We start from the raw sequence: 12,250 nt of genomic DNA on the forward strand, positions 1-12,250 counted from the left end.
GTGTTGTGTGGCCCGGGCCACTGGATCACCGACAGTGGTCTCGTGTGTCGGAGGCGCCCACTAGTCTTGAACCATGCCTGCGTCCTTGCCCACCACTTTCGATACCACGCTCCTCGACACGCTGCGACGCCGTGTCGTCATCGGCGACGGTGCGATGGGCACGATGTTGCAGGCCGCGGACCTCACGCTCGACGACTTCCGCGGCCTCGAGGGATGCAACGAGATCCTCAACGACACCCGCCCCGATGTCCTCGCCGACATCCACCGCGCGTACTTCGCGGCGGGCGCGGACGCGGTGGAGACCAACACCTTCGGGTGCAACCTGCCCAACCTCGCCGACTACGACATCGCCGACCGGATCCGCGACCTGTCCGAGCGCGGCACCCGTATCGCCCGCGAGGTCGCCGACGAGATGGGTCCCTCGGCCGACGGCACCCCGCGCTACGTCCTCGGGTCGATGGGCCCGGGCACCAAGCTGCCGACGCTGGGTCACGCCCCGTTCGCCGCGCTGCGCGACGCCTACACCGAGGCCGCCCTCGGCATGCTCGACGGCGGCGCCGACGCCATCCTCATCGAAACCTGCCAGGACCTGCTGCAGGTCAAGGCCGCGATCACCGGCAGCCGCCGGGCGATGCTCGCCGCCGGTCGCCGGATCCCGATCATCACCCACGTGACGGTGGAAACCACCGGCACCATGCTCGTCGGCAGCGAGATCGGTGCGGCGCTCACCGCGCTGGAACCGCTCGGTATCGACATGATCGGCCTGAACTGCGCCACCGGGCCCGACGAGATGAGCGAGCACCTGCGGCACCTGTCGCGCCACGCCACCATTCCGGTGTCGGTGATGCCGAACGCTGGTCTGCCGGTGCTCGGTGCCAAGGGCGCGGAGTACCCGCTCACCGCCGAGGAGCTGGCCGTCGCGATGAGCGGTTTCGTCTCCGAGTTCGGGCTGTCGATGGTTGGTGGTTGCTGTGGCACCACGCCCGAGCACATCCGTCAGGTCGCCGAGGCGGTGCGCGAGGTCGAAAAGACGCTGCCGCCGATCGACGATCGCCGTCACCCCGAGCACGAGCCCGCGGTGTCGAGCATGTACACCGCCGTGCCGTTCGAGCAGGACGCCTCGATCCTGATGATCGGTGAGCGTACGAATGCCAACGGCTCCAAGGCATTCCGTGACGCGATGCTGGCCGCCGACTGGCAGCGCTGCCTCGAGATCGCCAAGGACCAGACCCGCGACGGCGCCCACATGCTCGACCTGTGCGTCGATTACGTGGGCCGCGACGGGGCCGCCGACATGAACGAGCTGGCCTCGCGCCTGGCCACCTCGTCCACCCTGCCGATCATGCTCGACTCCACCGAGGTCGCCGTGTTGCAGGCCGGGCTCGAGCACCTGGGCGGCCGGTGCGCGGTGAACTCGGTGAACTACGAGGACGGTGCCGGCCCTGAGTCGCGGTTCCAGCAGATCATGGCGCTGGTCGCCGAGCACGGTGCCGCCGTGGTCGCGCTGACCATCGACGAAGAGGGCCAGGCCCGCACCGCCGAGCACAAGGTCGCCATCGCCGAGCGGTTGATCGAGGACATCACCGGCAACTGGGGGCTGGCCGAGTCCGACATCATCATCGACACGCTGACCTTCACCCTCGGCACCGGGCAGGAGGAATCGCGCAAGGACGGTCTCGAGACCATCAACGCGATCCGCGAACTCAAGCGCCGCCACCCGCAGGTGCAGACCACCCTCGGTCTGTCCAACATCTCCTTCGGCCTGAACCCGGCCGCCCGGCAGGTGCTGAACTCGGTGTTCATGCACGAGTGCGTGGAGGCCGGGCTCGACTCGGCCATCGTGCACGCCTCGAAGATCCTGCCGATGAGCCGGATCCCCGACGAACAGCGCGAGACCGCCCTCGACCTGATCTACGACCGCCGCGGCGAGGACTACGACCCGCTGCAGAAGCTCATGGCCATGTTCGAAGGCGTGTCGACCGCGTCGTCGAAGGCCTCGCGCGCCGAGGAGCTGGCCGCGCTGCCGTTGTTCGAGCGCCTGGAACGCCGCATCGTCGACGGTGAACGCAACGGTCTCGGCGAGGATCTGGACGAGGCGATGAAGTCGGTGCCGCCGTTGCAGATCATCAACGAGACGCTGCTGTCGGGCATGAAGACCGTCGGTGAGCTGTTCGGTTCGGGTCAGATGCAGCTGCCGTTCGTGCTGCAGTCGGCCGAGGTGATGAAAACCGCGGTGGCGCACCTGGAACCGCACATGGAGGCCACCGACGACTCGGGCAAGGGCCGCATCGTGCTGGCCACGGTGAAGGGCGATGTGCACGACATCGGCAAGAACCTGGTCGACATCATCCTGTCCAACAACGGCTACGAGGTGGTGAACCTGGGCATCAAGCAGCCCATCGCCACCATCCTCGACGCCGCCCAGGACAAGAAGGCCGACGTGATCGGCATGTCCGGCCTGCTGGTGAAGTCCACCGTGGTGATGAAGGAGAACCTGGCCGAGCTCAACGCCAAGGGCGTGGCCGAGCAGTTCCCGGTGCTCCTCGGTGGTGCCGCGCTCACCCGCTCCTACGTGGAGAACGACCTCACCGAGGTCTACGACGGTGAGGTGCACTACGCGCGTGACGCTTTCGAAGGTCTGCGGTTGATGGACGAGATCATGACCGTCAAGCGCGGCGGTGGTCTCGACCCCGACAGCCCCGAGGCGATCGAGGCGAAGAAGAAGGCCGCCGAGCGCAAGGCCCGCCACGAACGGTCCAAGCGGATCGCCGCCGAGCGCAAGGCCGCCGAGGCGCCCATCGTGGTGCCCGAGCGTTCCGACGTGGCCGCCGATCAGCCGGTGCCGACCCCGCCGTTCTGGGGCACGCGTGTGGTGAAAGGCCTTCCGCTGGCGGAGTACTCGGGTCTGCTCGACGAGCGGGCGTTGTTCCTCGGGCAGTGGGGTCTGCGCGGGCAGCGTGCTGGTGACGGGCCGAGCTACGAGGAACTGGTCGAGACCGAGGGCCGTCCCCGGCTGCGGTACTGGCTCGACCGGCTGGCCACCGAGGGCGTGTTGCAGCACGCCGCCGTGGTGTACGGGTACTTCCCGGCGGTATCGGAGGGCGACGAGGTCATCGTGCTGACCGAGCCGCAACCGGATGCACCCGTTCGGTATCGGTTCACCTTCCCGCGTCAGCAGCGTGACCGGTTCCTGTGCATCGCCGACTTCATCCGCTCGCGGGACAAGGCACGCGAGACCGGTCAGGTCGACGTGCTGCCCTTCCAGCTGGTCACCATGGGCCAGCCGATCGCCGACTTCGCCAATGCCCTGTTCGCGGGCGACAGCTACCGCGACTACCTCGAGGTGCACGGTATCGGCGTGCAGCTCACCGAGGCGCTGGCCGAGTACTGGCACCGCCGGGTGCGCGAGGAACTGAGCATCGACGGGCAGTCGGTCGCCGACAGCGACCCGGCCGATGTGCAGGACTACTTCAAGCTCGGCTACCGGGGTGCGCGGTACTCCTTCGGCTACGGCGCCTGCCCGGACCTCGAGGATCGCGCCAAGCTCGTCGACCTGCTCGACGCGGGCCGGGTCGGGGTGACGCTGTCGGAAGAACTGCAGCTGCATCCCGAGCAGTCCACCGACGCCTTCGTTCTGCTGCATCCCGAGGCGAAGTACTTCAACGCCTGACATCGGTGTTCGGTGATCGGGCCGGTCCACCTCGGACCGGCCCGATTCGTACTGTGCCCGTTGTGAATCTGATCACGAACCCGGCGGGTCGACCATGGTGGTCGACGGTCGGCAACGGAATCGAAGCACTGAGGCACGTAGGATTTTCGGAAGTTTCATCCCGCTGTGGCGCGGAGGGCTGGACGACTCGGCGGTAAGCAGGAGGGGCACACGTTATGACATCGGATCGGTTGATCGCGGGACGCTATCGACTCACCGACCCGATCGGCACGGGTGCGATGGGTGTGGTGTGGCGCGCCACCGACGTCCGGTTGCGGCGCACCGTCGCGGTCAAGCAGGTGCTGCTCGCGCCGGGTCTCACCGGAACCCAAGCGCTGGAAGCGAAATTGCGCGCCATGCGTGAGGGGCGTATCGCCGCCCGCCTGCACCACCCCAACGCCATCACCGTCTTCGATGTCGCCGAAGAGGACGGCCAGCCCTGGCTGGTCATGGAATACATGAACGCGCCGAGCCTCGCGGTGAAGATCTCCGGCGGGGCGACGCTGTCGCCGATCGAGGTGGCCGGGATCGGCGCGCAGGCCGCGGCGGCGTTGTCCGCCGCGCACGACGCCGGGATCATGCACCGCGATGTGAAACCGGCCAACCTGCTCGTCGGTGACGACGGCACCGTCAAGCTCACCGACTTCGGCATCTCGCACGCCACCGGCGATGTCACCGTCACCGCGACGGGGTTCCTCGCGGGCACCCCGGCCTATCTGGCGCCCGAGATCGCCCGTGGCGACAACCCGAAACCGGCCGCCGACGTGTTCGCCCTCGGTTCCACGCTCTACGCGGCCGTCGAGGGCGCGCCGCCGTTCGGTGAGGGCGACAATCCCCTCGCTGTCCTGCACGCCGTCGCGCGCGGGGTGGTGCCCGAGCCGAAGAAGGCGGGCCCGCTCGGACCGGTGCTGATGTGGTTGCTCACCGCCGACGACACCGAGCGCCCGACCATGGCACAGGCCAGGCGTGCGCTGGAAGACGTTGCGGCGGGACGTGTTCCGGCGCTGCCCGCCACCGCGACCAAGGTGCTCGCGCTCGGTGAGACGCCTGTCGTATCGCCCGCACCCGAGAGCGGGGGAGTGAAGGCCGCCGGATTGCTCGGCAGCGGTTTGGCTCTCGCGAAGGCGGCCCGCTCCGCGATCACCGGCGGCTCGTCGGGCCCCGTGGGCCTGGTCGGACCACCGCCCCCGGCCGAACCGCGGGTCCAGGACGCCGCGGCATCGGCGAACGACATCGACTCCACCGCCGCGACCGAATTCATCGGTGGTGTAGGTGATACCGGCGGGCATTCGTCGGGCAGGCCACCCGCCTTCCCCGCCGCGCCGCCGCGGACCGATTCGTCCAACAACCGCGCCGTGCTGTTGCTCGCCGCCGCCGTCGCCGCATTCACGGTGATGCTGGTGGTGCTGGTCGTCACCCGTGACCGTGGCGGTGACGCCGGGCGGCAGGCGCAGGACCCGCCCTCACCCGTCACGGTGACCACCATGGTCGACGGCAAGGTGAGCACCGTGGTGATCGTGCCCGAGCAGGAGACGATCACCGTCTCGGCGCCGCCGCCGTCCGGGGCCACCACCGCACCCACCTCCACCCCGGCCACGAGCAGCGCGACCTCCACCCCGCGCCCCACCACGACCACCATCACCACGACACCGTTCGGCCCACCGACGCCCGAACGCATCAACCAGTTCATCGCGAGCTACTACGGGATGCTGCCCGGCAACACCAGCGGTGCCTGGTCGCGCCTTGCCCCCGGCTACCAGGCCCAGACCGGCGGCTTCGGCCAGTACTCGTCGTTCTGGTCGACGGTGCGCTCGGTGACTGTCGGATCGATCACCCCCAGCGGCCCCGATCGCGCGGTCGTCTCGCTCACCTACCACCTCACCAACGGGTCGGTGAGCTCGGAGAACCGGTGGATCCAGGTCACCGGCGACGCGGGCAACCTCCAGATCGCCGGATCAGGGGTATGAACCGAACCCGTTAGGCTTGACCGGGCCCCGCGAGCGCTGGTGCCGGCGAGACGACGAGAACGAGGCGAGTGAACACGTGAGCGCGCGACCGGCCGCGGTGCTGTGGGACATGGACGGCACGCTGCTCGATTCGGAGAAGCTGTGGGACATCGCGGTGCGCGAGCTGGCTCGCGAACACGGCCACGAGATGAGCGACGAGTTGCGTCACTCCCTCATCGGTGCTTCCGGGCCCAATGCGCTGCGCATGCTCTTCGACGGTGTCGGCGTCACCGCGACCCCGCAGGTGATCGCGGCGGCGGGGGAATTCCTCGAACAGCGCGTCACCGAACTGATGCTCGGCCCCATCCCGTGGCGCCCCGGCGCGCTCGACGCGCTGAACATGGTGCGCGCCGCGAGTCTGCGCTGCGCGCTGGTGACCAACACCAAACGCTCGCTCACCGAGTACGGCCTCGACACCCTCGGCAGGCACTTCTTCGACCTGTCGGTCTGCGGTGACGAGGTGGCCCACGGCAAGCCCGCGCCCGACGTCTACCTGCGTGCGGCCGAACTGCTCGGTGTCGATCCGGCCGACTGTGTGGCGCTGGAGGACTCGCCGACCGGTGCGCTGGCCGCGCAGGGGGCCGGCTGCGCGGTGATCGTGATTCCCTGCGAAATCGAGGTTCCCGAGGTCGCCGGGCGGGTATTCAGGGAATCACTGAACGGATTGTCGGTGGCCGACCTGCGTGCCGCCTTCGCCGCACGGGACGAACGGGCCACTGCCACCGCGTGATAGGGCGTAATAGCCTACCGTGATAATTCTGTCATCGGGGTAGAATTTACGAAAACCGTTGTGGCACAGATGAATTCACCGCCCTGTGATCTGTTCGGGATTGGCCGATTCGGCCGAATCCCGGGCGTGTCACAGAATTTTCGCGCAAACTGTTTCCATGACAGGCACGCGGGGGCTTGACGAAATCGTCGACATCGCACGGTATCCACTCACCGATCCGGGCGGTCCGGGTAGACAGGCCGCGATAGACGCGGCTCGTGCCGAACTCGCCGAGGACGGCTGTACCGTGCTGCGGGAATTCATCCGCCCGCAGCTGCTCGACACCCTGCGCGCCGAGGGCGAGGCCATCGCCCCGCACGCCCACTACAAGGTGGAGCGGGTCAACGCCTACAACATTCCGCTCGACGCCGACCTGCCCGCCGATCACCCGGCGCGCATCGTGCTCGACCGGGGCAACGCCTTCGTCGCCCGCGACCACATCCCCACCGACGCGCTGATCCAGCGCCTCTACACCGACCCGGTGTTCCAGCGCTTCGTCGCCGACTGCTTCGAACTCGACGAGCTGCACGAATTCGCCGACCCGCTGGCCGGGCTGTGTCTGAACGTGGTCGAGCCGGGCATGTCGCACCCCTGGCATTTCGACACCAACGAATTCACCGTCAGCATGCTCACCCGCCGCCCCGACTCGGGTGGTGTCTTCGAGTACTGCCCCAACATCCGCGACCCGCACGCCGAGAATCTCGACGACGTGCGGGCCGTGCTGACCGGCGAGGGCGAGCGCTTCATCCGGGCGCTCGAGCTGCGCCCGGGCGACCTGCAACTGTTCAAGGGCCGATTCTCCCTACACCGCGTCACCGAGGTGACCGGTGCCGGACAACGACATTCGGCGATCTTCGCCTACACGGACCGGCCAGGGGTGATCGGCACTGTCGAACGCACCAGGCAGCTGTTCGGCCGTGTGCTACCCGATCACGTGGCCGCCGCGGCCGCCGCCGTCCGAGGTGACCGACTGCTCGACTGAGAGGAACCCATGTCCGTTCCGTTGCACACCACCGGTAAAGCATCCTTCGACGACATCTACGAGAGTCCGGACCCGCGTGCGTATTTCGCGCGCATGAACGAGCTGGACTACCGGATCCCGGAACTGGCGAAGCCGCATTTCGCCGAGCAGTTGCGCCAGCTGCGCGCCGCACGTCCGGACCGCATCCCGACGGTGCTCGACCTGGGCTGCTCCTACGGAGTGAACGCGGCGCTGCTGCGGACCGACACCACCGTCGACGAGCTGGCCACGCACTACCGCGAACACGCCGACACCGACCGCGTCGGCCTCATCGCCGCGGACCGGGAGCGGTTACGCACCGACCTGATGCCCGACGTACGCTTCATCGGGATGGACGCCGCACGCCCGGCGCTGACCTACGCCCACGCCGCCGGACTCCTGCACGATTTCGTGCACGCCGACCTCGAGGCCACCGAGCCCACCGAGGCACAGCGACGTGTGCTCGCCTCCGCCGATCTGGTGATCTCCACCGGATGCGTCGGCTACATCACCGAGAAAACCCTGTCCAGGGTCGCGCAAGCCGATCCACACAAGCGACCGTGGATGGCGCACTTCGTGTTGCGGATGTTCGACTTCGATCCCATCGCCGCCGAACTCGCCGCGCTCGGCTATCGCAGTGAGCAGCGGCCCGGTATGTTCCAGCAGCGTCGCTTCGCCTCGGCGCAGGAACGTCAGCAGGTACTCGATGCGTTGGCGGCCAAGGGAATCGACACCACCGATCACGAAGCCGAAGGCTGGCTCTACGCCAACCTGTTCCTGTCCCGCCCGCATCCCATCGAGACCTGAGGATCTGGATTGAACCAACCCACGTTCGCCGCCGAAGACACCCTGCCCCGGGTTCCGCTGCCGACACTGGAAGACAGTTGCGCGCGGTTCCTGCGGTGGTGCGCTCCGCTGCTCGGCGCCGAGGAATACGCAACCACCGAGGGCGCGGTAGCCGAGCTGCTGCGCCCCGGTGGGGCCGGGCGCACCCTGCACGCCGCGCTGGCCGAATACGACGCCACACCCGGTGTCGGCAGCTGGCTCGACGAGTTCTGGCCCTCGCGGTACCTCGGCCGCCGCGACCGGATCGCGCTCAACGCCAACTTCGTGTTCCTGTTCCGTGACGACACGCCGCTGGCGTCGTCGACGGTGGCGGGGCAGGCCGAGCGGGCCGCCGCGCTCATCGGCGCCGCTGTCGACTACAAGCTGGCCCTGGACGCGGAGAAGATCCCGCCGGTCACCCAGCGTGGACAGCAGTTGTCGATGTGGCAGAACAAGTACCTGTTCTCCGAGACCCGGATTCCCGGCGAGGTGCAGGACTCCGTTCGAAAGCCCTACAGCGACGAATGGCCGGGGCCATCAGACGCCCGCCACATCGCGGTCTTCTACCGCGGCAACATCTTCCGGATGGACGTGGTCGGGGCCGACGGTGCGCCGTACGCGTTCTCCGACCTCGTCGACGGGTTGCGTGCGGTGATCAAGGCGGGCACCAAGCCGGCCGCCACCGATACCTCGGTCGGTCATCTCACCACCAAGGCACGCGCCGAATGGGCCCGCAGCCGGGCCGCCCTGCGCACCGTGCCCGCCAATGTGGAGGCGTTCGACGCCATCGAGACCGCACTGTTCTCGGTGTGCCTCGAGGACTTCGCGCCCCGCGACGAACTGCACGCCTGCGATCAGCTCCTGCACGGCGACAGCGGCAACCGCTACTTCGACAAGTCGGTGTCGTTCATCGTCTTCGCCGACGGCCAGGCGGGCATCAATATCGAGCACTGCGGGCTCGACGGCACAACGGTGCTGTCGTTCGTCGACGCGCTGCTCGAGCGCGGCGCCGACGACCACGCCGCCACCAGTGGCGCGAAGGCACAGGGCCTGCCTGCCGTCGAGCCGATCGAGTTCGAGCTCGACTCGGCGGCACGCGCCGATATCGCCGCCGCCGGAGCGGATTTCGCGAAGTTCGCCGCCGACACCGCCACCTCGCTGGTGTCGTTCGACGACTTCGGCACCGCCGACGCCAAGAAGCTCGGCATCTCGCCGGACGCGTTCGCGCAGCTGAGTTATCAGCTCGCGCACCGGCGCAGCAAGGGCATCACCGGGGCGACCTACGAGTCCATCGCGACCCGTCAGTTCCGCAACGGCCGCACCGAGGCCATGCGGGTGGTGACACCGGAGATGGTGGCCTTCGTCGACGCCATGGTCGACCCCGAGGCCGACCAGGAGACCAAGCTCGCCGCCGCGCGGGCCGCCGCCACCGCGCACGTGAACCGCGCCAAGGAATGCCAGGCGGGCCAGGCACCCGAGCAGCACCTGTGGGAGCTGGAGTGGATCCAGCGCCGCCGCGGTGCCGAGCTCGGTGTGGACGGTGAGCGGATCGCGTTGTTCGACAGCCCCGGCTGGACGGTCATGCGCGACGACTACCTGTCGACCAGCTCGGCGCCCTCGCAGTACATCCGCTACTTCGGTTTCGGGTCGACCAGCCCGCGCTGTATCGGCATCGCCTACGTGCTGTTGCCGGACCGCTGGAACATCTACCTGGCCACGCCGAAGTCGGTGGCCGATCAGATGTACGCGTTCGCCGACCACCTGCGCACGGCTGTAGCCGAACTGCGGGAGTTGCTCGCGTGAGCCTGGTCGGGTGCGCGGTCGTGGCCGCGCACCCGACCTCGAGGAGGGTCCGCCGCGCAGCGGCGGGTTCGCGGCCGTCCCGTCGATCAGGTGCCGTTGCGTAGGCGACGAAGGAGCAAGCAACGGTGCCTGATCGACGGGACCGGTGGGGCCGCGAACTCGAGCGCGCCAGCGCTCAAATAGCATTGCTGATCGTGAAGAACTTCGAGTCCCTGTTCGCCGAGCTGACCGAGCGTGCCAAGACCCGTCCCGAGGGGTCGGGCACCGTGGCCGCGCTGGACGCGGGCGTGCATTTCCAGGGGAAGAAGGTGCTCGAGGAGGCCGGTGAGATCTGGCTGGCCGCCGAGCACGAGAGCGACGAAGCCCTCGCCGAGGAGATCTCCCAGTTGCTGTACTGGGTGCAGGTGATGATGGTTGGTCGCGGGCTGACGCTCGAGGACGTGTACCGACATCTGTGACGGCTGATCCGTCCGATTCGACACTCCTCCCGTCATCCCCCGAAAGGACCACCTTCCATGTTGCGCGTCGCAGTTCCCAACAAGGGCTCGCTGTCGGAATCCGCCGTCTCCATCCTCAGCGAGGCCGGCTACCGCAAACGCACCGACTCCCGTGACCTCACCGTCCTCGACCTCGCCAACCAGGTCGAATTCTTCTTCCTCCGGCCCAAGGACATCGCCATCTACGTCGGCTCCGGTGAACTCGACCTCGGCATCACCGGCCGCGACCTGGCCCTGGACTCCGGTTCCCCGGTCACCGAACGCCTCTCCCTCGGCTTCGGCCGCTCCACCTTCCGCTACGCCGCCCCCGCCGGGGAGGACTGGAAGGTCGAAGACCTAGCGGGCAAGCGCATCGCCACCTCCTACCCGAACCTGGTGCGCGCCGACCTGGCCCGCTTCGGTATCGAGGCCGAGGTGATCCGCCTCGACGGCGCCGTCGAGATCTCCATCCAGCTCGGCGTGGCCGACGCCATCGCCGACGTGGTCGGTTCCGGACGCACCCTGCGTCAGCACAACCTCGTCGCCTTCGGCGAGTCCCTGTGCGACTCGGAGGGCGTGCTCATCGAGCGGACGGGTGCCGACCGCGACGACCGCGCCCGCAACCAGCTCATCAACCGCATCCAGGGCGTGGTGTTCGCCCAGCAGTACCTGATGCTCGACTACGACTGCCCCAAGTCGCTGCTCGACCAAGCCGCCGCCATCACCCCCGGCCTGGAATCACCGACCGTCTCGCCCATGCGCGACCCCGATTGGGTCGCCGTGCGCGCGTTGGTCCCCCGTAAGCAGGGCAACGAGCTGATGGACCGTCTGGCCGAGCTGGGTGCCAAGGCCATCCTCGCCACCGACATCCGCTCCTGCCGAGCATTCTGAGTCGACCTGTTCGAAGGCCCTCCACCGGTTCCGTGCCGGAGGGGGCCTTCGTGCGTTCCGGCGGTCGCCTGTTCAGTTCCGGTCGTCGGCGAACGCAACCAGCGGCACGGGGCGACCATCGCGCCGTGCCTGCCCCATCTCGAGGACCGCCATCGACACCAGGTACCGATCACCATCCGTCCCTGCCAGCAACCCGAACCCGTCCTCCACGATCAGCCCGTCCGAGGAAATCACCGCCAGCAGATCACGGAGAAAATCCTCGACCGACTCCCATACCGCTTCGCGGTCGCCGTACATGTCCATTTCGCAGTACACCACCTGCCCGACCTGCCCTGTCGCGCCGGGATGCGAATCGACCGCTATCGCGTGATCGGCCGTCGCGTACAGGGCACACCAACCGCGGTCCCACCACACCTTCCGTACCGCACCATCGGTCGAGCCGTCCAGTTCCTCGAAAGGTTCTCCGGGGCCACTGGATTCGGCCTCGTTCGCGCGCGCGGCCACGTACTGCCCCGCCGAGTCAGGGCCTTCCAGACACATCCCCAGAATGTCGCGACCGGCCAATACCGACCACAAATCGGCGACCTCCGGCGGAGCCGGCACGCCGGTCCACTCCTGGTATCGGCCCACATCCCCGGACCCGCGCCGCAAAACCGGCTCGAATCCCTTCTTCACCAACAGATTCCAGATCTGGTGCGCCAGGTTCGTTACGTCGCTCATCGGTCACCCACTGATCTGACCGGCCGCTCAGCGGTGCTGCGACCTCGAGAA

The 12,250-nt window shown here is 68.1% G+C and carries 9 protein-coding genes; 8 read left to right on the forward strand and 1 reads right to left on the reverse strand.

What is annotated here, in order from left to right:
• The first annotated feature begins 73 nt into the window (after positions 1–73).
• From metH to hisG, 8 genes are all read left to right on the forward strand, one after another.
• Positions 74–3,670 carry a methionine synthase gene (metH, locus tag NI2_RS17225; RefSeq protein ID WP_067492063.1) on the forward strand — a complete coding sequence of 1,199 codons (3,597 nt, stop codon included), beginning with the start codon at positions 74–76 and terminating at the stop codon, positions 3,668–3,670.
• Positions 3,671–3,885: 215 nt separating this feature from the next.
• On the forward strand, positions 3,886–5,676 hold the full coding sequence (locus NI2_RS17230; RefSeq protein ID WP_067492064.1) for a serine/threonine-protein kinase: 1,791 nt from the start codon (positions 3,886–3,888) through the stop codon (positions 5,674–5,676).
• A gap of 76 nt (positions 5,677–5,752) precedes the next feature.
• On the forward strand, positions 5,753–6,445 hold the full coding sequence (locus NI2_RS17235; protein ID WP_255284025.1) for an HAD family hydrolase: 693 nt from the start codon (positions 5,753–5,755) through the stop codon (positions 6,443–6,445).
• Positions 6,446–6,602: 157 nt separating this feature from the next.
• Positions 6,603–7,466: a HalD/BesD family halogenase gene (locus NI2_RS17240; RefSeq protein WP_067492065.1), complete on the forward strand. Its 864-nt coding sequence runs from the start codon at positions 6,603–6,605 to the stop codon at positions 7,464–7,466.
• 9 nt (positions 7,467–7,475) lie between these two features.
• Positions 7,476–8,291: a class I SAM-dependent methyltransferase gene (locus NI2_RS17245; RefSeq protein WP_067492066.1), complete on the forward strand. Its 816-nt coding sequence runs from the start codon at positions 7,476–7,478 to the stop codon at positions 8,289–8,291.
• 9 nt (positions 8,292–8,300) lie between these two features.
• The gene (locus NI2_RS17250; RefSeq protein ID WP_067492067.1) at positions 8,301–10,112 is read left to right on the forward strand and encodes a choline/carnitine O-acyltransferase; all 1,812 of its coding nucleotides are present in this window, start codon (positions 8,301–8,303) and stop codon (positions 10,110–10,112) included.
• Positions 10,113–10,306: 194 nt separating this feature from the next.
• Positions 10,307–10,570, forward strand: coding sequence for a phosphoribosyl-ATP diphosphatase (locus NI2_RS17255; protein ID WP_067492188.1), 264 nt, complete (start codon positions 10,307–10,309; stop codon positions 10,568–10,570).
• A gap of 57 nt (positions 10,571–10,627) precedes the next feature.
• On the forward strand, positions 10,628–11,479 hold the full coding sequence (hisG, locus tag NI2_RS17260; RefSeq protein ID WP_067492068.1) for an ATP phosphoribosyltransferase: 852 nt from the start codon (positions 10,628–10,630) through the stop codon (positions 11,477–11,479).
• Positions 11,480–11,551: 72 nt separating this feature from the next.
• Here hisG and NI2_RS17265 read toward each other — a convergent pair whose 3' ends face one another.
• Positions 11,552–12,199, reverse strand: coding sequence for an SMI1/KNR4 family protein (locus NI2_RS17265; RefSeq protein ID WP_067492069.1), 648 nt, complete (start codon positions 12,197–12,199; stop codon positions 11,552–11,554).
• Positions 12,200–12,250: the final 51 nt, after the last annotated feature.

The organism is Nocardia ignorata NBRC 108230 (assembly GCF_001612905.1).
GTDB classification, from domain to species: Bacteria; Actinomycetota; Actinomycetes; order Mycobacteriales; family Mycobacteriaceae; genus Nocardia; species Nocardia ignorata.